Genomic DNA, 22,953 nt, shown 5'->3' with positions numbered 1-22,953 from the left:
CCTGAAAACCTGCGATGCTCTACCGATAAGGCAAGTTTTAACTTCTGATAAAATTTTACAGCCGATACAAACTGCGATCCGGCAAAAATTTCCAAATTTCCCTCAAATTTGTAAATTTAGCCCAAATTTGGATAGAATTTTGCTTATGAGATAAAATTTACGAAAGGATTTTTATGAAAAAAATAGCATATTTATTTGCGGCGTTCATTCTTGCGGGATGCGGAGGCTCGACTCAAATGGTCCAAAACGCCCGAATTGGCGACGACGCAAACGCCAAAGGCTACCAAGAAGTGATGCGCATCAAAGCGGACTGCTCGTCTTGCGCTAGCGGCGGCCAAAGCCTCACGATAAACGGCGCGAGCTACACCAGCGACGTCGCGATAAAGTGCTGCATCGCCCAAAGCAGGATCGATACGAATGCGGCGATAAAAAAGGTCTATATTCATAGAATTCTAGACGAAAGAAGCCCCGAGAGCGGTATAAAATTCGTCTCCAAAAAAGGCGCAAAAATGCTCTACTCAAAAGAGCGTCTCGAGGGACTTTTTTATCTTTTTTTACAAGACGAGCTGCTAAACCGCGGTATCATGGTCGTGGACGGACAAGTCTCGCCATACACTTACCGCGTGGATTTTGCCTTCACCGACTACGCCGCGACCTATAGCGCGTCGTCGCAGTATCTAAGCGCGGCGATGAAAGGCAAACTGGGCGTCAAAAACATAAATAAAACCCGCGTGCTAAATATCGGAACCAGGCAAGACGTGCGCAAACTAAAAGCAAGCGGCATCCAAGACTTTGATCTCTACATCTACCTGCTCGTCAAGCAAGCCGCCAACAAAGCCGCCGAAGAGATATCAAAACTATAAAGGAAAAATATGAAAAATTTCGCTTTTTTCGCCTTTATCACGCTTTTTGCCGTGATACTGAGCGGCTGCGCGCAGAGAAATTCGGTGCTAAATTTAGCTCCGTATCAATCGACCTCAAACCAGGCGGGCTACCAAAAAAATATCCGCATAAATAGCGTCGAGGACGCACGCGCAAACAAAAGCATCGTCGCTACGATCACGGGCGGCAACGGCAACGTCAAAGAGTACGTCACGCTGCAAAACAGCATCGAGGGCTGGCTGCAAGACGGCCTTAGCACCGAGCTTAAGCGCCTAGGGGCAAATTTGAGCGACTTTGGCGACGTCGTCGTGGACGTGAGGATCGTCGAGCTTAAAGCAAATCTAAGCGGCTACTCTACGGATAACCTAAAAGGCTCGGCAAAGCTCGCTATAACGGTAAAAAGAGGCGATCAGACCATCACTAAAAACATCTCGCAGGAGCAGACTAAATTTGCCCCGATCCACACGGGCGGCGCGTTTAAGAGCTTTTTTGACGAGCTACTCCAAGACATCGTAAAACGCGCGGCGATCCAGATCTTAAAAAGCTGATGAGATGCGCTAACTGCGGGCATTTTAGCCTAGCCGTGATCTGCAAAATTTGCAAAGATCACCTGCGCTCCTCGCCCGCAAGGACGCGCGTTTTGGACGGAGATTTTAAAATTTACAGCTTTTTTGACTACTCCGAAATTAAAAATTTACTCTACTCAAAGCACTTATTTCACGGCTCTTTCGTCTATGGCGCGCTTGCGAATTTGAGTTTTAAAGTTTTTGCTTGCAAATTTAGCTTCGGCTCGCCCGTGAGTGCCGTGCCGATCGACGATAGAGCGGCTAGCGGCTACTCGCATACGGCGATCTTGGCTCGCGCGTTAAAAAGCGCGGAAATTCGCCCGCTTTACGCCTGCTTGCACGCGGGCTCAAACGTCAGCTATCACGGCAAAGACCTAGCCTTTCGCCTAAAAAATCCGCGAAATTTTAAGCTCTTAAAAAGGCCTAAATTTCCCGTTATCTTGATAGATGATATCGTGACGACGGGCACGACGATAGACGAAGCCAGACGGACGCTGCAAAAAGCCGGCTGCGAGGTGCTTTTTGCGCTGACGCTTGCGGATGCGAGGTATTAAATTTTGATAAATGTTTTACTTTTTTCGGCTTTGGCGCTCGGAGTGGCGGTCACTGCAGACGTCGCCGTTTGGCGATGCAAACGCGAGAGCAAAATTTTAAATTTCTTATTTATTTTCATTATGATTTTTGGGCATCCGTTTTATTTCTCGGTAGCATTTTTCGCCCTATTTTCAAGCGAGATTCTTTACGGCGCAGATTACAATCTGGCGGTGCTCGGAGCGGTTTTGCTAGCGGCTGCGATGACGGCACTGGGCTTTTTGAGATTTAAAATTTACGGTCTTAAAAACAAGGCCGTCAAAATGTCAAATTTTGCTAAATTTTACTTTTTTACGGTCGGTTTTATCCCGTTTTATGCAGTCTTGATTGACGGCGGCGAGATGGGAGTCGCGGCGCTCATACAATTACTTCCCGCGGCCTGCGTTTTTGCTTTCGTTTACTCTGCGATTAAATTTAAGATAATCAAGCGCTCGGGCGGATAAATTTATCAAATTTTGCGCCGTAAAAAGAAAATTTAATGTGTAAATTTAATCCGCCCAAAGTCAAATTTAAGATATAAATTTAAGCCCGCGAACAAATTAATCCAAACGCCTCGAATTCGGACGAATTTTACCAAGCCGGACGGCGACGAAGCGCATTTATTTAGCAAGTTTTTATCAAATTTAAGCTAAAATCCAACAGTAAATTTTAAGGATAAAAATGGAAGAAAATCTACTCAATCAAAATCAAGACATCCAAACCGTGGATATCGAAGAGTCGATAAAAACGAGCTACCTCGACTACTCGATGAGCGTCATCGTCGGTCGCGCCCTGCCCGATGCTAGAGACGGTCTAAAGCCCGTTCATAGACGCATCCTATACGCGATGAACAACCTCGGAGTCGGCAGCCGCAGCCCGTATATGAAGTCCGCGCGTATCGTGGGCGACGTCATCGGTAAGTACCACCCGCACGGCGATACGGCTGTTTACGACGCGCTCGTGCGTATGGCTCAGAAATTTTCCATGCGCTATCCTGCGGTCGACGGACAAGGAAACTTCGGCTCCATCGACGGCGACGGCGCTGCTGCGATGCGTTATACCGAAGCTAGGATGACTAATCTCACCGAAGAAATCTTACGCGATATCGAAAAAGACACGGTTGATTTTATCCCAAACTACGACGACAGAGAGACCGAGCCTGATGTCCTGCCTAGCCGCGTGCCCAATTTACTACTAAACGGCTCTAGCGGTATAGCAGTCGGTATGGCGACGAATATCCCGCCGCATAGCCTTGACGAGCTAATCGACGGACTTTTACTCGTACTTGAAAATAAAAACGCGACGCTAGAAGAAGTGATGGAGTATATAAAAGGGCCGGATTTCCCGACGGGCGGGATAATATTTGGCAAAAAAGGCATCATTGAGGCCTACCGCACGGGACGCGGCCGAGTGAAACTACGCGCCAAAACCCACATCGAAAAAAAGCCGAACAAAGACGTCATCGTCGTAGACGAGCTGCCGTATCAGACGAACAAAGCCCGCCTCATTGAGCAAATCGCCGAGCTGGTTAAAGAAAAACAGATCGAAGGCATCAGCGAAGTGCGCGACGAGTCCGATAAGGACGGTATCCGCGTCGTCATCGAGCTAAAACGCGACGCGATGAGCGACATTGTGCTAAACAATCTCTTTAAATCCACGACGATGGAGAGCACGTTTGGCGTCATAATGCTTGCGATAAACAACAAAGAGCCGAAGGTATTTAACCTAATCGAGCTTTTGAAGCTATTTTTAAATCACAGAAAAACCGTCATCATCCGCCGCACGATATTTGACCTAGAAAAAGCTCGCGCTAGAGCGCATATCTTAGAGGGCTTAAAGATCGCGCTAGATAATATCGACGAGGTGATCGAGCTCATCAAAAATAGCGCCGACACGCCGAGCGCTCGTGAGGGATTGGTGGCGAAATTCGGCCTTAGCGAGCTGCAAGCAAACGCGATCTTAGATATGAGGCTAAGCAAGCTAACGGGTCTTGAGCGCGAGAAGTTAGAGGCCGAGCTAGCCGAGCTAATGGCTGAAATCGCGCGCCTTGATGAAATTTTAAAGAGCGAAACCTTGCTAGAAAAACTAATCAAAGACGAGCTGCTTGAGATAAAAAATAAATTTAAAGTGCCGCGCATCACCGAGATCGTAGATGACTACGACGATATTGACATCGAGGACCTCATCCCTAACGAAAATATGGTCGTAACCATCACGCACCGAGGCTACATCAAGCGCGTGCCGAGCAAGCAGTACGAGAAGCAAAAACGCGGCGGCAAGGGCAAGGTCGCGGTGACCACGTATGACGACGACTTCATCGAGAGCTTCTTTACGAGCAACACTCACGATACGCTGATGTTCGTGACCGACCGCGGACAGCTCTACTGGCTCAAAGTCTATAAGATCCCCGAAGGAAGCCGCACCGCAAAGGGTAAAGCGGTAGTAAATCTCATCCAGCTACAGCCTGACGAAAAGATCAAGGCGATCATTCCGACGACTGATTTTGCCCAGAGTAAATCGCTCGCGTTTTTCACTAAAAACGGCATCGTAAAACGCACGAATTTGAGCGAATTTAAAAATATCCGCTCTATCGGCGTGCGCGCTATCAGCCTAGACGAGAACGACGAGCTAGTAACCGCTCTCATCGTCGAGGGCGAGGAAGAGCCGATAAATCTAATTGGCGAGCTTGGCGTAGAGACCGAGATAAACGAGATAGAGGCGATAGAGGCGCAGATCGACGAGGAAAATTCGAACGATGGCGATAAAAACGGCGAAAGAACGGAGAGCGACGATAGCGAAAAGATGCTGTTTATCGTAACCAAAAAGGGAATGTGCCTTAAATTTAAGCTTAGCAAAGTGCGCCAGATGGGCAGAACGGCTCGCGGCGTGACGGGCATCAAATTTAAAGAAGCCGGCGACGAGGTCGTAGGCGCGGCCGTCATCGAAAACAACGCGCAAGAAGTGCTAAGCGTCTCTCAAAAAGGTATCGGCAAGCGCACTACCGCGGACGAATATCGCCTAACAAATCGCGGCGGCAAGGGCGTAATCTGTATGAAACTAACGAATCGTACCGGCGATCTCATCGGAGTCGTGATGGTCGATGAGGAGCAAGACCTGATGGCTCTAACATCAAGCGGTAAAATGATACGCGTCGATATGCAGTCTATCCGCAAAGCGGGCCGCAACACCAGCGGCGTCATCGTGGTTAATGTAGACGGCGACGACGTGGTCAGTATCGCAAAATGCCCTAAAGCCGAGGAAGACGGCGGCGAGGCGGATGAAGAGACGCTAGAAAATTTAGAATGAATTTAGCATTTTTGGAATACAATTTGCTAATAAATTTGCAAATAAAAAAATAACTGAATTTAAAGGTTCAAGAATGAAAAAAATAACATTCGCGGTTTTTGTAGTCGTTGCTTTTTTGGCCAGCGGTTGCTCCAAAAAGACAAACGCCCCAAGGCAGGACATCGTCATACAAAAGGTCGATAAAGACGACATCAGAGATGTCATGAGGCAAGAGAAAATGATATTTGACGCAGAGCCTGCCGAAGCGGTATTTAGTGCGGTAGGCGAGGGTATAGCGCCGATGAATACCGCCTCGCACGCCCAGTCTTTAGCCCTGGCTAAACGCGCCGCCATCGCAGACGGACACAGACAGTTGGCCGAGAAGTTATACGGAGTGAAGATCAACTCGCGCGATACCGTCCGCGACGCGATGCTAAAAGACTCAACCATAACCACTCAAGTGGCCGGACTAATCAAAAACGCCTCCATCGTAGAGCACGACTTTAAAGACGGGCTTTATCGCGTCAGAATGGAAATGAAAATAGACCAAAACAAGTGGCAAGAAATTTTTGCTTACTGATCGCCGCTGCGGCGCTTCTTTACGGCTCGGAGGAGTTTATCCTCTGGGCTAAAATCTCCACCAAAAACAACTCCGTCATTTACGATAAATTAGCGCTCTCAAAGGCCATGGTGCTAAGCGAGCTAGAGTACGAATATCTATGCGAAATAGACGCTTCCAAGCAGCCCGCGCAAAGCTCGCTGGATTTTTTAAATTTACATAAAAACGAGCTTTTCGAGTGCTTTTTGCATTATAAATTTAAGGTCGAAGATCGCTTCGTCCAATACAACAAAAATATGAGCTCCGCGACCGACCTCACGCTGTTTCCCGTGCGATTTACGGTGAAATTTAAGCCCTCTTCGGCTATCATAAGCGTATTTAAAAACAAAGAGTAAAAGATGAACATCGTAATAGTAGAAGACGACATAAATATGCGCAAATCCCTAGAGATCGCGCTTGGCGAATACGACGATCTAAAAATCAAAAGCTATAAAAGCGCGGTTGAGGCGCTTAAAAAAATGGGCGACGACGTCGATCTCATAATCACCGACATCAACATGCCCCAAATGGACGGGCTGGAGTTCATCAAGCGTCTGGAGGGCAAATTTGACGTCATCATAATGACGGGCAACGCGACGCTAAACAAAGCCATCGAGAGCGTGCGCCTTGGCGTCAAGGACTTCCTCACGAAGCCTTTTGACGCGCAAACGCTATACGAGGCGATAAAAAGGGTCGAAATTTTACGCCGTAAGCTACCCGCGGCAAGCCTAAAAGCCGCGCAAAACTGGTCAATTTCTCAGGCCGATTCGACCGATTTCGCAGCTAGTTCGCCCGCCCTTGCCAACGCGCTAAATTTAGCTTCACGCGTCGCAAAAACGGACGCTTCGGCGATGCTAATGGGCGAAAGCGGCGTGGGCAAGGAGCTGTTTGCTAAATTTATCCACAAAAACTCGCCGCGCAAGGACGGTCCATTTATCGCGATAAACATGGCCGCGATCCCCGAAAATTTGATAGAAAGCGAGCTTTTCGGCTTTGAAAAGGGCGCATTTACCGACGCCTCGGCGATGAAAAAGGGGCAGTTCGAGCTAGCAAGCGGCGGCACGTTATTTCTAGACGAGATTGGCGAGATGCCGCTAAATTTGCAGCCAAAACTCCTGCGTGCGATCCAGGAGCGCGAGATTACGCGTCTTGGCGCCACAAAGAGCGTCAAAATCGACGTTCGCATCGTATCTGCGACGAACGCGAACCTGCCCGCGATGATCAGCGAGGGTAAATTTAGAGAGGATCTGTTTTACCGCCTAAACACCGTGCCCGTCGCCATCCCGTCGCTAAGAGAACGCAAAGAGGAGATCTTGCCTATCGCCGAGCGCTTTTTGAAGCAAAGCTGCGAGGAGTTTAATCTCGGCGCAAAAAGCTTTTCCGAAGCGGCGGTAAAGGAGCTTGAAAATTACGATTTTCCGGGCAATATCCGCGAGCTCATCTCCGTTGTGCAGCGAGCGGCGATTCTGAGCGAAAGCGAGGAAATACAACCCGGCGATCTTTTTTTGCAGGCTCGCAGCAGAAAGTAGCTTAAATTTAAGCTTTACGCGAGTAAAATAAGCGAAATTTTAGCTTAAATTTTAAATTTAGCCGGCCGAGACGGCGACGCTGAAAACGCAGCGTGCGGTTTGGCAAATTTGAGCCGGCGAGAAATAAAATTCAATCGCAAATTTGAGTTAAATTTAATAAGCAAAGAGTAGTTGCGGATAACTTTCTGCCGAAAAATCCAAATTTAGTTCGCAAAGTCGGACGAGTCTTTTCGCTTCGCAGCCGCTTGCGACGAGACTGTGCTACGAGGAGTACGGGATCCAACCGACGAGACCAACCGCAAGACGGCTTGCCGTCTAAGAAGCAAACAAAATTTAGTCCGCAAAGCTCGATGAGTCTTTGGCGCCGGGTCAAGCCAAAGAGACTTGTCGCAAGGGCTTTGCCGACCGAGAAGTAAAAACAAAGGAGTCTAAAATGAGAAAATTTAACGTTGCCGTCGTGGGCGCGACGGGCGCAGTCGGAGAGGAACTTTTCCGCGTTATGGAGGAGGTGGATTTCCCGGTCGGCGAGCTACTACCGCTAGCAAGCGCGAAAAGCGCGGGCACCCAAATAGAGTTTAAAGGCAAAAACCACAAAGTCGTGGAGCTTACCGAGACCGTTTTTGACGAGCACGAGATCGACATAGCGTTTTTTAGCGCGGGCGGATCGGTATCCGAAAAATACGCCAAATTTGCAGCCGCCAGCGGCGCCGTCGTGATCGACAACACAAGCCACTTTAGGATGGACGCGGACGTGCCGCTAGTCGTGCCCGAGTGCAACCCGCAGGACATCGCGCAGTGGAAAACCCGCGGCATCATCGCCAACCCGAACTGCTCGACTATCCAGATGGTGCAAATTTTAAAACCGTTAGACGATGCGTACGGCATCAACCGCGTGGACGTAGCAACCTATCAGGCGGCTTCGGGTGCCGGCAAAGAGGGTATGGAAGAGCTAGTCGTGCAGCTGCAAAAGTTTTTCGAGTTTAAGCTCGACGAGTGCGAGCCGAAAGTCTTCGCGCACCAGCTAGCGTTTAACGTCATCCCGCACATCGACGTGTTTTTGGATAACGACTACACGAAAGAGGAGATGAAAATGGTCAACGAGACCCAAAAAATCCTCCACAAAAATATGGAAGTGAGCGCGACCTGCGTGCGCGTGCCGGTGCTTCGTAGCCACTCAGAGGCTATCACGATTCATTTTGATAGAGACGTAGACGCCGCGGCCGCTCGCGAAATCTTGCGCAAAGCGCCTAGCATCGTGGTCGTAGATGAGCCCGCCGCGAAAAAATACCCGATGCCGAGCATCTCAAGCGACACCAACGAAACCTACGTCGGACGCATCCGCACGGATAACTACCGCAAAAACGTCCTTCATCTGTGGTGCAGCGCCGACCAGATCCGCGTGGGAGCGGCGACCAATGCCGTAAGAATCGCGCAAAAATGGATAGAGATGCAGGAGTAGCAGCCCGCATTTTATTTAAATTTGCCGAATTTGCGTTTTGATTTGGCAAGCTTCGTCCTTGCCGCGCTCGTGCGTAAATTCGGCTAAATTTTGTCTAAATTTACGTTTATCTTATTTAGACATAAATTTAGTGCAGGTTTTGTGCAGGGTTAGTTTTCGGCTCTCTTGCCAAAGCCTTGCAAAGCTCGGATTTTCAGGCTAAATTTTGCTTATTTTAGAAAATAAAATCACGTTTTTTCAGCATTAAATTTTCTCATTTGTACCGATGTAAATTTTTAGTTTGACCCGCACACAATCTTTTGTAAATTCCACATATACATTTACCTACATCTTTACGATATATACAGCCACAAAGATATCTTAAATAGCTATGCTATTTAAAGCACAATTTGCTTAAAGATTTTAGAAAGTAATTTTTGTTAAATCGCTAATTATTTGCTTTGCCTATACACTTTAAATTTGCGAAATAAAGCTAAAAATATATAAAATGCTATCAAAAAAGGATACTTGAATTATGAAATATACAAGCATTGTAACTCCTAACGATTTAGCACGATATGCAGATATGCGTGAAAGCCAAGGAGTAATTCCGGAACTTATTTATCTACTTATCAAACAATCTGCACCCGATATAAGCGAGTGCCGCATACCTTACGGCGATGCCGTAAATCAACCCGGCATGGACGGCATTGTAGATTGCGAGACCGGATTTTTGGAATTTGTTCCTGCGGGGAAATCTTATTGGGAAATAGGTACCGGAAAAGATCCTCAAGAAAAAGCAAGTAGTGGCTTTCAAAAAAGAACCGATGAATTGAGCGATGAAGAACGGGCAGACTCTACTTTCGTCTTCGTTACTCCGCGTTCGGCCGAAGCAAATGGTTGGGATGAACCAAAACAGAGGGCTTGGATCAAAAGGCGGCAAAATACAGGATGGAAACGAATTATAATAATAGATGGGGTAAAGCTAGCGGATTGGCTTAGAGAATTTCCAGCTACTGGTAGGTGGATAGCTGCTAAAATAGGAATTTTGCCAAATTCAAGCGGCGTTATAACACCGCTTGAGCACTGGGATTTAACTAAATCTAAATTTAGAAACTGCAACTTGATCCAGTCACAATTTAATGGGCTGACTCTTCCGCCCGAGCTTTTTATCTCTTCTCGCGATAAAGAGTGTAGCGCGCTTGAAACCATCTTTTCTTGCGAAGCTAAAAAACTTTTTATTATTGCTGAGAGTGAAAACGATGTAGATGATTTTGTAGCGGCTTACCTTATGACGCTTGAAAAAGAAAAGGTGCAAAAATATGCAGATAAGTGTCTTTTTATAAAAGATAAAGATACATGGCAAGCGATATCCGAGTTGCGACGATCACATGTATTGGTTGCTAGCCCAAGGCTAGGCTTGGATGATGAACAACAAAATTTACTTGCATTAGCCATAGAAAAAGAGCATGGAGTGATCGTGCCGTTTTGCGATGCCTCATCAAACGGCAATGACGATGTTATAGACCTTAAAAGTCCTCCATCATATCAGATCAAAGAGATACTGACGAAAGCGCAGTTCCCAGATGCTCTTGCAGGGGAATTTGCTAAAATAGGAAATAGGAGGCTGTCTGCACTTATGAGGTATCTCGTAGGAGCCGCTGTGCCGTCGTATGCGAAACGAAATACTGCTCACGAATTGGCAAAAGCCTGTTTAATAGGTCGATGGGATGAAGAAAATAAAGCTGACATTCAAACCATAGAAGAATTTGTCGGCAAAAGCTATAAAGAATGGATAGAAAAATTTAGAGCTGACGCACTGCGTTCAGACTCTCCACTTGCTTTGATAGAGGGAAAATGGAAAGTTATTTCTCGTGATGAGGCGTGGGATGCCCTTGGAGGCTTGATCTCAAATGATGATCTAGCTCGCTTTAAAAATATAGCGATTTCAGTTTTAGAAGAAAGAGATCCGACGCTTGATCTACCAAAGGAAGAACGATACGCCGCTAGCGTTTATGGAAAACAATTAAACTATTCTAGAAATATTAGAAAAGGAATTTCTCAAACGCTTGCTTTGATGGGTAGTCGCCCTAAAGCGCTTAGTAACTGCTCTTGCAATGAGGCTTTAAACACTGTAAATTTTATTGTGCGCACATTGCTTGATGGGGCGAATTGGGAGCGATGGGCGAGCATAGATTACTACTTACCGCTTTTAGTAGAAGCCGCACCCAGCGAATTTCTTGATGCTGTAGAGTCGTCATTGGTCGATATTTCGAATTCCCCTTTTCATGAAATATTTGAACAAGAAGGAAGCGGGATAGAAGGTCGTAATTATATGTGCGGCCTGTTATGGGCTCTTGAAGAGCTGGCATGGTCTCCTGATTATTTATCAAGAGTGGCGGTCATCTTGGCAGATCTTGCCTCTATTGATCCCGGCGGATCTTGGGCAAATCGTCCTATAAGATCGCTTGTGAATATATTTTTACCTTGGCATGTGCAAACTACCGCAAAATTTGATAGAAGAAAAGCGGCGATCAAAGCTGTGATAAAAGATCAACCTAAAATCGGATGGTCTCTGCTGCTAGAGTTGCTTCCGGAAAGCTACCAAACCACAATCGGAACTTGCCGCCCTATTTGGAGAGATTTTATTCCTTTAGATTGGAAAGACGGCGTATTTCAATATGAATATTTGGAGCAAATTACTGCCCTATGCGAGTTTGTGATTGATTTAGCAAAAGAAGACGTGGATAAATTTATTGAGCTTATAGAAAGGCTTTCAAATTTGCCCAAAAATGTATACGATTTTACTCTTGATTATTGCTTGTCGGATAGTATAATAAATTTGCCCGAAGAAAAGCGCTATTTGGTTTGGGAAAAACTTGATGGGATTGTGCGTCGCCATAGAAAATTTTCTGATACTAACTGGGCATTGCCCGAAGAAGAACTTTGCAAAATCGAAAACATATCCGATAGTCTTGCGCCATCTTCGCCGGAAATAAAATATCGTTATTTATTTAATGGCGTAGCTTTTGAGTTATTGGACGAAGATGATAGCTATGATAAACAAATAGAAAAGCTCGCTAAAAAACGCAATTTCGCCATAAAAGAAATTTTGGACAGTGGAGGTTTGATAAAGTGCATGAATTTTGCCAAAAAAGTAGCTTCGCCGTTTGATGTAGGTCGAGCTTTGGGCGAAATAGAATATGATTTGATTGAAAATGAGCTATTGCCAACATTTCTTGATTCAAATGATGAAGTTGAAAAGCAGGTTTTAAGCGGATATGCGCAGATTAAATTTTATAAAATCGGCATTGATTGGGCTGATATGATTATGCAAAAAGATCAGTCTTTAGAGCAACGCGCTAAATTTCTTTTGCTTTTACCTTTTAATGAAGAGGTATGGAAAATGGTTTCTAATCATTTAGGAGAAAACAGTGAGGGGCTGTACTGGAAAAACGTCAGAGTTAATCCTTATGAATCAGACGGCAATCTAAATGAAGCAACCGAAAAATTGCTTATGTATGGGCGCGAAGGCGCAGCCGTTATCTGCGCTGTTCACAAGGCAAATAAAGCCGAAATTAATGAAGCCTTAGCGGTTCGTTCGCTTATGTCTGTTCTTAATAGCGAAAGTGGCATGCAAGAACTCATTAGTTATAGCTACGCTACCTATAGTGTAGTTGAGCTAATTAAGCGTCTTCAAAAATCAAAAACCATAGATCAAGACGTGCTACTTAAAATCGAATTTAAGTTCTTTCCTTGGCTAAAAAGATTTTCTAGAGAAAAATCTCCTACCGCAATCGAGAAAAAACTCGCTTCCGATCCGCAATTCTTTGCCGATATGATTGCTCTCGCCTTTCGATCCGAGTATGATAAAAGCGACAATACTAAAGAAATAGATGAAAATAAACGCTATCTAGCCCAAAATACCTACGATATTTTATATAAATGGAAACTTTGTCCGGGAGTTAAGGAAGATGGGAAATTTGACGAAAATGCATTTAAAGAGTGGATCAAGGAAGCCAAAAGAATCACCGAAGAGACGGGGCATATAAGAGTTGCTAGGCACTATATCGGACAAATTTCAACCTACGCGCCTGCTGATCCGGGCGGGCTTTGGATACATAAAGCCGTGGCCGATATTTTAGATGAGCGGGATGCCGACAAAATACGCTCCGAATTCACGCTCGCGCTTTTTAATCAGCGCGGAATGCATACTTTTACTTACGGGCGGGAAGAGCGAGAGCTTGCTAAGAAAAATCAAGAAAAAGCCAAAGCCCTTGATGCGGAAGGTTTTACTAGATTTGCAGCAGCTATGCGCAAGTTTGCCGAGCAGTATACAAAAGAAGCGGAAGTGGAAGAAAAAAGAGATATTTATGAAGAATACGATTAAATTTTTACTTTTTAGCTCCGGCTATCTTTGCTAGTTTCTGAGCCTAATCTTTAAGGAAAATATTATAAAATACGCGTTTTCTTTTTAAGCAAAGGACGTTAATACATAAATTTTTGATAGGATTTTGCTCTATAGCAACGCTTACACTCTCTTTGCCGCAATGCTTGGTCTGCTTGGCGCGATCGTATTTTCGTCATCGCCGCTACGACATGGGCTCATCAAGGCCTACCGCTACTTTTTGGCAAGGGCGAGCACTCCGAGGGCTTGCGCTCGGGCGTCGTCGGCGAGATCGACCTCTACCTCATAGCGCTCGTGCTCTACATCTTTAGCTTTGGCATTTACGAGCTGTTTATCTCCGAGATCGAGGGACTAAAGCAGTCAAAGCAAAGTCCTAGGAATGCACTCGCTCGGCGAACTCAAGGATAAGCCGGGCAAAGTTATCTTCATCGCTACGATCGGCGGCTTTTGGTTCGTTTTGCGTGAAAATTTCACCGCGCCGCTTGAGATCATCTACTTTGCGGCCTCGATTTGGCGCTTTATGCGCAATGGCAAGCGCCGAGGCCTTTTGCGAGCTTATATTTTAGGCTCGCTTTTAAAATTTCACTTCAAATTTTACCGCCGCGTCACACGTGAATAACTTTTAAATTTTGACTTCAGCATTAAGTTTTATTTCAAAATTTCACCAAATTTAAAGCAATATAAATTTAAGTTTTATTTTAGTGATAAATGCCGATTTTACAGGCTTTATGGGTTAAATTCAAGATTACAAGATTAGTCTAAATAATATAAATTATTTCACTTTTCACTCTGTGAAAAAAACGTGAAAAAGTTATGTTTAAATTCGGGCTTTTTCGGTAAATTTTGACGCGGTAAAATTCGAGCGGCAAAACTGCACGCTAAACACGTATTTTTACGGCGCGTTTTACGCGTTTATAAATCTCACCGGGTCTATGCGCTACCGCTTTTAAGCCTTATTATCGCTCTCTCGCAACCAAAATTTAATTTAAGCCGTAAAGATTCGGGTTTTGCAGGCTATATATTTAAAATAATGCAAGCAAGATAAAAACTCGAATTTAAGCACGCCGTCCAACTGTCCAACCCCTTTATCTACCCCCCCCCCCAGAGCTCTCTTGTTTTGGATATATTTTAGATCCGATCTGCCTGCTTTTTGAGCTCTTAAAAGCTGTTCAGACTACGCTTTGGTTGTTATTTGAGCTTTTGCAGGTCGGGCGCTTTAAGCGTTTTCGCATTTGCTTGAAATAAAATTTTTCTCCTCGTTTATCCGCGCCGCCTAAAAATTTCCTTGCTATGTCGTTTAATGAGCAAAATCTCCGCCTCCTTGCCGTTTTTAAGATGAAATCGCTCGTAAATTTAAGCTTTAAATTTCATTCGCAGGCTTTTTATAAAGCATCCATCGCTTACAGGGTAAGCTCGGCCGCTTCCCTTGCGGTCGCGACTACCAAGACTCTACGCCGTAAAGCGCTTGCGCATATAGGGCGAGCGGGCCTCCTCCGTCGGCAGTCGTTCTCCGACATCTTTATATCCGCTAGCTTTTTGGCCGCACGGCATTTGGCTTTGCTACATACCGAGCCAAAGAGCAAACGAGCCGTTTTTTAAGCTTAATTCCCAAATGCTCGCGCCCGCGCTTCGTTTGGCAAGACGCGCCAAATATCAAGTAGTTGGTCGCAAAATTTTATCGGCGTCATCAAAAGCGGTAAAAAGAAGCGTAAATTTAAGTTAAAAACCTGCAAAGAAAAGCAAAATTTGCTAAATTAAACCGGCGCAGACTCGTTGCATGCGCCGTTAAAAAAGAGAGGAGGTGAATTTTAATCAAAACGAGCAGCCAAAGCGCCGCCCAAAATCAATCAAACAGCGAATTTACGCTCTCGTTGTGATATACGCGTCTGATCACTTCGCCGAAAATCGGCGCGACGCTTAGCACTTTTATCTTCTCGTGTTCCTCGCGTAGAGGTATCGTGTCGGTCACGATGAGCTCGTCTAATGCGTCGTTTGCAAGATTTTCGTAGGCCTTACCGGAGAGCACGGCATGCGTGCAGCACGCCGTCACCGAGGTCGCGCCCCGCTCCTTAAAGACTCTGGCCGCCTTTACGATCGTGCCGCCCGTATCGATCATATCATCGACTAGGATCACGTCCTTGCCCGCCACGTCGCCGATCACGTTCATCACCTCGCTCTCGTTGGCTTTTTCGCGACGCTTATCGACGATGACGATGTCGAGATTTAGAGCCTTTGCGACGCTTCTGGCACGCGCGATGCCGCCGATATCGGGACTGGCGATGATCGGATTTTTGAGGTTTTTGTTTTTGATGTGGTCGTTAAAGATGATGGAACCGTAGAGATTATCGACGGGGATGTCGAAAAATCCCTGAATTTGGCCCGCGTGAAGGTCGATCGTGACGACGCGGTCAATGCCCGCCGTTTGCATCATATTTGCTACGAGCTTTGCCGTGATAGGCACGCGAGGAGCGGCCTTGCGGTCTTGGCGCGCGTAGCCGAAATACGGCACCACCGCCGTTATCGAGCTTGCCGAGCTGCGCTTAAGCGCGTCGGTTAGGATTAAAAGCTCCATCAAATTTACGTTTGCCGGCGCACAGGTGGGTTGGATGATGAAAATGTCCTTGCCGCGCACGCTCTCGCCGATTTGCACGCTGATCTCGCCGTCGCTAAAGCGCTTTACGGTGGCTTCACTGAGCGGAAGCGACAAATAGTGCGAAATTTTCTTCGAAAGTGCGGGGTTTGCGGTGCCCGAAAAGATTTTGTAACCTCTCATAACGATTAACCTTTATAAAATTTTTATCTAATTTTACCGAACTAAAACTTAAATTCGTAGATTTTTATAGGTAAATTTGCGTTTTTATCGGTTTAAATTTCGATTTTTATGCGCGAGCCGGGCTTCGGGCGGGCGAAATTTTTAAAAAATTAGCGGCATCGATCGCCTTGGCGAAGCTATTTTTGAGGTAAATTTTACTTCTAATCTTAAAATATTGCGAATTTATCTCGCGTCAAATTCGGTTTTAAAAACGGCGATCTTGAAAATGTGAAATTTTTAGTTTTTGCGCATGACCCTAAACTTTAAAATGCTAAAATTTAAGTCGAATTTGCAAAATCTAAACCCAAATACCGAGCATAAGTCGTCGGTATGGCCTCTAGCGGCGATATTTAAGTTTTGATACGGTCAAATTTTAAATAAAATTTTAAAATTTCACTCGCGCAAAGCATTTTTGTTAAAAGGGGATGGTTTGGATACGCTCTACTTTATTTCACGCTTTACGCTAGCGGCTTTTTAGAAGCGGCTGTTAAGAAAGCATACGCCAAAGCCCCGTCATCCCCGCTGCATAGAGAGGCGGCGACACCGCCTTGCTCTAAGAGTAGGGCGTCGCTGGAGCCAAAAACAAATTCGGTTCTAAATTTAACCAAACCAAATTTAACGTTTTTGCGGTGCGGGTCCGGGCGGACAAAATTTGAAGCCAAAATTTACAAATTCGACTTCAAATTTAAACGTAAAAAGTCAAGGCAAAGTATCGCGGGATGAATTTAAATGCTTTGTTTTTCTCGCAGTCAAGAGCGCTAGCAGAAGCGAAGAAATTTTAGACCGAAGATAGATAAGTTCATAAACCAAAATTTTACTTCCGTTTTACTTCGCGCTTTGCGCGTTTGTAGTTTTTAGGAAGCAACCGTAGGCGTAGGAAATTGCAAAATAAGCCGTCAAAATAAAAAGGCGAAGTTTTTTGCAAGCGCTAGTAGCGCTTTGCTTACGATATGAAGCTAAACTCGGCTATAAGGAGACGAAGACGCAAATAAGCCGAGCGAGGGCATATACATATAACCAAGCTTCGGCTATATTTCTTTCTGCTCCGCTTTACGCTGGCGGCTTTTTAGGAAGCGGTTGCGAGCGTAGCGAAAAGCTCCGCAAAATGCTCGCAAGAACCGCTAGTCTATTTTTAAAACGCTTAAAAACGCCTCTTGCGGCAAATTTACCTTGCCGATAGCTTTCATGCGCTTTTTGCCCTCTTTTTGCTTTTCTAGCAGCTTGCGCTTACGCGTGATGTCGCCGCCGTAGCACTTGGCGGTTACGTTTTTGCCCATAGATTTTACCGTTTCGCGCGCGATGACTTTGTTACCGATGCTGGCTTGTATCGCGACCTCAAAGAGTTGGCGCGGCACGATCTCTTTCATCGCTTTGACGAAGTCGCGTCCTTTGCACTGGGCTTTACTTTCGGGCACGATGATGGAGAGCGCGTCCACGGTCTCGCCTGCGACCTTGATATCAAGCTTTACCAGATCGCCCACGCGGTAGTCGCTAGGCTCGTAATCAAAGCTCGCGTAGCCTTTGGTGCTTGATTTTAGCTTGTCGTAAAAGTCCATCACGATCTCGTTCATCGGGATGTCGTACTCGAGCAGCACGCGCTCGGGCGTGATGTAGTCCATTTTAGTCTGCACGGCGCGGCGGTTGTTTAGCAGCGTGATGATGTTGCCCAAAAACTCGCTCGGAGTGATGATCGTGGACTTTACGTAGGGCTCTTTGACGTGCTCGATTTTATTAACCGGCGGGAGCTGGCTCGGGTTTTGGATACGTAAAATTTGACCGTCGGTTTGTACGACTTCGTAGGTCACGGTCGGAGCCGTGGCGATGAGATCAAGGTCAAATTCGCGCTCCAAACGCTCCTTGATAACCTCCATATGCAGCAGCCCCAAAAATCCGACGCGAAAGCCAAACCCAAGTGCTACCGAAGTCTCGGGCTCGTAGCTAATGGAGCTGTCGTTTAGCTTGAGTTTATCCAGGGCGTCGCGTAGGTCTTCAAATTTATCCGTTTCGATCGGATAAAGTCCCGCAAATACGAACGGCTTAGCCCGCTCAAAGCCGCCGACTGGCTCTTTTACGGGGTTACGAGCTAGCGTGATCGTATCGCCCACCTGCACGTCGCTAACGTTTTTTAGCCCCAGCACCACGATGCCGACCTCGCCCGCGCCTAGTCTTGCCGTTTTTATCGGCGCGATGGGGTTTGGATACATAAGATCTAGCACGATGTGTTTTTTGCCCGTGCCCATGACTAGGATCTCGTCGTTTTTCTTTAGCTCGCCGTCATAGACGCGCACGAGCGCCAAAGCGCCTAGGTAGTTGTCAAACCAGCTGTCGTAGATGAGTGTTTTTAGCGGCTTTTCCGCCTCGCCGCCGGGAGAGGGGATGCGCGTGATGATGGCTTCTAGCAGCTCTTTGATGCCGATGCCGCTTTTAGCGCTGACCTCGATCGCGCCGCTGCAGTCAAGCCCTATAACGTGCTCGATCTCGTTTTTTACGCGAGCCGGATCTGCTGCGGGGAGGTCGATTTTATTTATGACGGGGATGATTTCGAGGTTATTTTCTAGCGCGATATAGACGTTTGCGATGGTTTGAGCTTCTACGCCTTGGCTAGCGTCGACCACGAGTAGAGCGCCCTCGCAGCTAGCCAAGGAGCGGCTCACCTCGTAGCTAAAGTCCACGTGGCCCGGAGTGTCGATCAAATTTAGGACGAAATTTTGCCCGCCGAGCGCGTAGTTTAGACGCACGGACTGAGCCTTGATCGTGATGCCGCGCTCTTTTTCGATATCCATCGTGTCCATGATTTGCGAGCTCATCTCGCGGTCGCTGACGGCGCCGCACTCCTGTATTAGGCGGTCTGCGAGCGTTGATTTGCCGTGGTCGATGTGAGCGATGATGCTAAAATTTCTGATGTTTTTCATAAGATCCCTAGTTAAATTTTGGGCGATTGTATAAAAATTTTCGTTAAAGTAGAGTAAATTTATGTTTTATTAAGCATACGGGTTCAAATTTGACGGGAGGAGAGCGGCCTTACTGCGGGAATTCGATATAAATTTGATGCTGGCTCGACCGGTAAATTCTGCGAAATTATAAGACATAGAGAGGCTTAAAATTTTGACCGTAAAATTTAGCTTAAATTTTGAAATTTTTCACGTACGCCGCAGATAACGACGCAGAGCGAATATAAAAAACAGATATATGCCGCAAGCGGAACAAAAGCGACAAATCCTGAAGCATAAACTAGAGCGCTTAGGCCGTATGTCGCGTTTGCGAGCGCGGGTATATGATACGTCCAAAGCTCAGGCTTTTCAAAAGGAGTGTCGATAGTGTTGAAATACAAGGTTAAATTTAGCGCGAGCAGTAACAAAAATATATAATTCTTTTTCATAAAAGGAAAAGCGGCGCAAACCAAGGCTATCGCGAAATTTAATGCGATAAGAAAACCTATGTAATTAATATTTATAAAGGCGCAAAGCGAGCCTAAAATCGCGATTAATATATCTCTTTTCATATCTAATTGCCATCCTTTTCAATTTCTGTAATTATAATGCATGGGTTTAAATTTTGACGAAAAGACATTACCCAAAAAAACTTCTAAATTAGGTATTTTATGTTCTTGCGCACCTTGGCTCCCTGAAATTTCGCGAGATTATATGTCAAATTTGCTTTTGATAGGCTCAAATCGCCAGGAAAATTTGATGAGTGAAATTAAGCCAAAATTTTGACGTAGTTTAAATTTGCGGCTCAATTTGTAGCGCGGAATTTTAAAATTTAACGGCGCGATATACTTGGCTAAATTAAAAATGTAGCGCGCGCTGTGTCATTTCCGCGCTATTAAAATGGAAGGCATTTAGCTAAATTTAAACCATTCCAAGCTTCTACCAAATTTTGCTGCATTTATCAGACTACCGCTTCGGTCAAATTTAAAATTCCGCAAACGCGCATAGGCGCCGTTTTGAATGATGCAACGACTCGCTGCGTAAAATTCTACGATTTTGCGTGTGCAGAGCCTGATTTTAAAATGGCCTTTGCAGAGCGAAATTTTCAAATTCCACCGTGCGGAGGGATTTAAAAAATTCATAATAACCGCAAAATTTTAAAATTTAAATCTCAAAATTCTAAAATTCCGAAATTCCATGGCGCGGGCAAAATTTCAAATTCTAAATCGGGCAAAATTTAAAATTAAGCTAAATTTCAAATCCAAATTTTAATGACTATGCCCCAAATGCCCGCCATCACCATTTGATCTTACTTCGCAGATGAGCTCGCCGTCGCATTCGTTCTCGCTGCTCTCACACTGTAGCGTCGTGTGCGTGATGCCCAGATGCTCCATTTTGTGCGATATTTCGTGCAAGACCCGCTCCGCCTCGCGCACGCTCAGCTCGCCGCCGACCACGATGTGGGCCGTGAGCGCGTTTGCGTCGCTTGTTATGCTCCAGACATGCAGGTCGTGCACCGAAAGCACGCCGTCTACGCCCCTGATCTGTGCGACGAGCGCGTCCAGGCTCACGCCTTTTGGCGAGCCTTCCATTAGGATGTTTAGGCTGTCTTTTAGCACGCCCCAGCCGCTTTTTACGATGAGCAGCGCAGTCAAAACACTAGCCGCCGCGTCCGCCCACCACCAACCAAACCACATCATCGCTAGCGCGGCCGTTATCGCACCCACCGAGCCCAGAGCGTCGCCTAGCACGTGAAGGTAAGCGCCGCGCATATTGACGTTTTCTCTCACGTCGCCGCCACGAAGCATATACCAAGCCGCTATGATATTTACCAAAAGACCTAGCGCGCTGACGATGAGCATACCTACAGTGGCGACTTCGGGCGGATTTTGCAGGCGTCGCGCCGCCTCGATGATAATGAAAACGGCGATGACGATGAGCGTGACGGCGTTTATCGTCGCGGCTAAAATTTCAACCCTCTTATAGCCGAAAGTCTTTTGTAGATTGCCCTTGCGTTCGCCGAATTTAAATGCAAATAGCGAAAGCCCGAGCGCCGCGGCGTCCGAGAGCATATGTCCGGCGTCGGAAAGCAGGGCGAGTGAATTTGTGAGAAATCCGCCCGCGACCTCGATCAGCATAAAAGTGAATATAATCAGGAAAGAATTTCTCAAAACGACCTTGTTTGACGCGTGCGAATGCGCGCAGTGGGCGTGATTTTCTGACATTTTTTATCCTTTTTGCCTTGGCGTAAGCTTTTATTTAGTTAAAATGATATCTAAATATTTATTCGGTCGTCAAGGAGGGCAAAAGTAAAATTTAAGATATTTAAATTTATCGCTATCGCTCCTAAGTCCGGCGTTTATATGCTTGCCGATATCTTTTTAGCTTGCCAAGCTCCTCCGCCAGCCTCGGCGCGTCGTCAAGACTGATCGCAAATCAGGCCGTGATAAACCCGGCGACGTTGCCGTAGTCTATCAACCTCGGCGCACAGTCTAAGCTGATCGCAAACGTCTTAAATGCGCTATTTTGTATAAATTCTTTTAGTTAAAATTGCGCGGATTTTATTTGGTTTTAAAATTTGCGTCAAATTTTTTTTGAAAATTTTTGATGTAACTCTTGATATTACAACAGAATTTTATTATACTTCGCTCATCAGTTGTAAGTTATAACATTACAACAAAAAATTTAAGGAGAAAAAGATGTCAAACTACAAGATCGTTTCAACGAAAAGCGAACCGAGAGTCGAGCTGAAAGAAGCTCTAAATTTAAGCGGCTGTGAGCTTTCTATCAATGAGCTTCCCGCAAACGCGAGCGTGCCGTTCGTGCATTCGCACAAGCAAAACGAGGAGCTTTATTTGGTGCTAAAAGGCGGCGGCACGCTTTTCATCGACGGCGAGGAGACGGCGGTCAAGGAGGGCGACGCGATCCGCATAGATCCGGCGGGCAAGAGGTGCTTTAAGGCGGGTGCGCAGGGGATGAAATTTATCTGTATCCAAACTAAACGCGGCAGCTTGGAGCAGTACACTATGGATGATGGCGTGATAAACGAGGACGTAAAGCCAAGCTGGCTGTAAAATTTTGCGAGACGGGCGCGGAAAAATGCGGGCGTAAATTTTAAACTGCGCAGCGTGGCAAAACGACGCCCTACGTGGCGGGCGCATCAGCTGTGGCGGCGATAGGTGCTCATATGAGAGAGTGTATCGGCCGCATCGGCAACTAAATTAGCTTGCAGCAGCGATAAGCGGCTGTGTAAGCAAACAAAATCTAAATTTAAAGGATAGAAAATGAAAAAAGTAGCAATCATCGGAGCAAACGGAAAATCGGGTTCAAATTTGGTGCAAGAAGCCCTAAAACAAGGGCATGACAACGGCTACCCTGCGAAACAAAGGGTATAAAAACGGCGACGTAAAAGTCGTCTATAAAGATGTTTTAGAGCTAACGAAAGGCGATCTAGCAGGCTTTGACGCCGTTATCAGCGCATTTGCGGCATGGACGCCGGAGACGTTTGGGCTTCATAAAAAGGTAGCAAAACACCTTGCAGACGCTCTTAGCGGCACAAAAACAAGGCTACTAGTCATCGGCGGCGCGGGTACGTTATACGTGGACGATAAGCAGACGATGGTTATGGATACGCCAAGCTTCCCTGCCGAGTACATGGGTGTCGCAAAGGCTACGGCGGAGTCGTTTTTTGAGCTAAAAGGTAGAACGGGCGTGCTCTGGACATACGTCTCGCCTGCCGGAGACTACGATGCAAATGCCGCTCGCACAGGCTCATACGTCCTTGGCGGCGACAATCTAATCCTAAACTCCAAAAACGAGAGCTACATCAGCTATGCAGACCTCGCGCTCGCGGTCATAGGCGAGCTAAAAAACGGCGCCTTCGTGCAAAAGCGCTTTACCGCTGTAGGCGAGAGGGCGTAAGTTTAAAATTTTGC

General features: G+C 46.2%; 18 protein-coding genes. 14 read left to right on the top strand and 4 right to left on the bottom strand.

From position 1 onward, the window contains the following. The first annotated feature begins 173 nt into the window (after window positions 1-173). From CRECT_RS09905 to CRECT_RS13090, 12 genes are all read left to right on the top strand, one after another. On the top strand, window positions 174-863 hold the full coding sequence (locus CRECT_RS09905; protein ID WP_002944928.1) for a hypothetical protein: 690 nt from the start codon (window positions 174-176) through the stop codon (window positions 861-863). A 9-nt stretch (window positions 864-872) separates the two neighbouring features. Further along, window positions 873-1,430, top strand: coding sequence for a YajG family lipoprotein (locus CRECT_RS09900; RefSeq protein ID WP_002944980.1), 558 nt, complete (start codon window positions 873-875; stop codon window positions 1,428-1,430). Continuing rightward, a complete protein-coding gene (locus CRECT_RS09895; RefSeq protein ID WP_002944974.1) occupies window positions 1,430-2,002 on the top strand; it encodes a ComF family protein in 573 nt (190 codons plus the stop codon). Before CRECT_RS09900 ends, CRECT_RS09895 begins: the two co-directional genes overlap by 1 nt. Before the next feature lie 3 nt (window positions 2,003-2,005). Beyond that, window positions 2,006-2,482 carry a hypothetical protein gene (locus tag CRECT_RS09890; RefSeq protein WP_039888312.1) on the top strand — a complete coding sequence of 159 codons (477 nt, stop codon included), beginning with the start codon at window positions 2,006-2,008 and terminating at the stop codon, window positions 2,480-2,482. Window positions 2,483-2,699: 217 nt separating this feature from the next. Further along, the gene (gyrA, locus tag CRECT_RS09885; protein WP_002944958.1) at window positions 2,700-5,324 is read left to right on the top strand and encodes a DNA gyrase subunit A; all 2,625 of its coding nucleotides are present in this window, start codon (window positions 2,700-2,702) and stop codon (window positions 5,322-5,324) included. A 73-nt stretch (window positions 5,325-5,397) separates the two neighbouring features. Continuing rightward, a complete protein-coding gene (locus CRECT_RS09880; RefSeq protein ID WP_002944982.1) occupies window positions 5,398-5,883 on the top strand; it encodes an LPP20 family lipoprotein in 486 nt (161 codons plus the stop codon). Then, complete coding sequence (locus CRECT_RS09875) at window positions 5,859-6,257, top strand: hypothetical protein (RefSeq protein ID WP_002944929.1); 399 nt, start codon at window positions 5,859-5,861, stop codon at window positions 6,255-6,257. Before CRECT_RS09880 ends, CRECT_RS09875 begins: the two co-directional genes overlap by 25 nt. A 3-nt stretch (window positions 6,258-6,260) precedes the next feature. Next, a complete protein-coding gene (locus tag CRECT_RS09870) occupies window positions 6,261-7,430 on the top strand; it encodes a sigma-54-dependent transcriptional regulator (protein WP_002945004.1) in 1,170 nt (389 codons plus the stop codon). 433 nt (window positions 7,431-7,863) lie between these two features. Next, the gene (locus CRECT_RS09865; RefSeq protein ID WP_039888314.1) at window positions 7,864-8,889 is read left to right on the top strand and encodes an aspartate-semialdehyde dehydrogenase; all 1,026 of its coding nucleotides are present in this window, start codon (window positions 7,864-7,866) and stop codon (window positions 8,887-8,889) included. 514 nt (window positions 8,890-9,403) lie between these two features. Then, entirely contained in the window at window positions 9,404-13,258 is a 3,855-nt protein-coding gene (locus CRECT_RS09860) for a hypothetical protein (protein ID WP_002944986.1), read from the top strand. A gap of 264 nt (window positions 13,259-13,522) precedes the next feature. Further along, window positions 13,523-13,684, top strand: a complete 162-nt coding sequence (locus CRECT_RS13095) for a YqhA family protein (RefSeq protein ID WP_311767674.1) — start codon at window positions 13,523-13,525, stop codon at window positions 13,682-13,684. Continuing rightward, a complete protein-coding gene (locus CRECT_RS13090; protein WP_311767675.1) occupies window positions 13,656-13,895 on the top strand; it encodes a hypothetical protein in 240 nt (79 codons plus the stop codon). Before CRECT_RS13095 ends, CRECT_RS13090 begins: the two co-directional genes overlap by 29 nt. A 1,224-nt stretch (window positions 13,896-15,119) precedes the next feature. Here the strand turns inward: CRECT_RS13090 and CRECT_RS09850 are convergent. From CRECT_RS09850 to CRECT_RS09835, 4 genes are all read right to left on the bottom strand, one after another. Then, window positions 15,120-16,049 carry a ribose-phosphate pyrophosphokinase gene (locus CRECT_RS09850; RefSeq protein ID WP_002944935.1) on the bottom strand — a complete coding sequence of 310 codons (930 nt, stop codon included), beginning with the start codon at window positions 16,047-16,049 and terminating at the stop codon, window positions 15,120-15,122. A 1,160-nt stretch (window positions 16,050-17,209) separates the two neighbouring features. Next, window positions 17,210-19,000, bottom strand: coding sequence for a translation elongation factor 4 (gene lepA / locus CRECT_RS09845; RefSeq protein WP_002944954.1), 1,791 nt, complete (start codon window positions 18,998-19,000; stop codon window positions 17,210-17,212). Window positions 19,001-19,206: 206 nt separating this feature from the next. Further along, complete coding sequence (locus tag CRECT_RS09840; protein ID WP_002944950.1) at window positions 19,207-19,590, bottom strand: hypothetical protein; 384 nt, start codon at window positions 19,588-19,590, stop codon at window positions 19,207-19,209. 696 nt (window positions 19,591-20,286) lie between these two features. Beyond that, window positions 20,287-21,243 (bottom strand): cation diffusion facilitator family transporter, encoded by a 957-nt coding sequence (locus CRECT_RS09835; RefSeq protein ID WP_002944972.1) that lies wholly within the window; start codon window positions 21,241-21,243, stop codon window positions 20,287-20,289. A 474-nt stretch (window positions 21,244-21,717) separates the two neighbouring features. Between CRECT_RS09835 and CRECT_RS09830 the strand changes: the two genes are divergently transcribed. After that, the gene (locus CRECT_RS09830) at window positions 21,718-22,092 is read left to right on the top strand and encodes a cupin domain-containing protein (protein WP_002944992.1); all 375 of its coding nucleotides are present in this window, start codon (window positions 21,718-21,720) and stop codon (window positions 22,090-22,092) included. A 286-nt stretch (window positions 22,093-22,378) separates the two neighbouring features. Next, window positions 22,379-22,939, top strand: a complete 561-nt coding sequence (locus tag CRECT_RS09825; RefSeq protein WP_227932279.1) for an NAD(P)H-binding protein — start codon at window positions 22,379-22,381, stop codon at window positions 22,937-22,939. Window positions 22,940-22,953: the final 14 nt, after the last annotated feature.

It is taken from the genome of Campylobacter rectus (assembly GCF_004803795.1).
Lineage (GTDB): Bacteria > Campylobacterota > Campylobacteria > Campylobacterales > Campylobacteraceae > Campylobacter_A > Campylobacter_A rectus.
The sequence above is the reverse complement of the archived record's forward strand: the minus strand, read 5'-3'. Positions and strand labels throughout refer to the sequence as shown.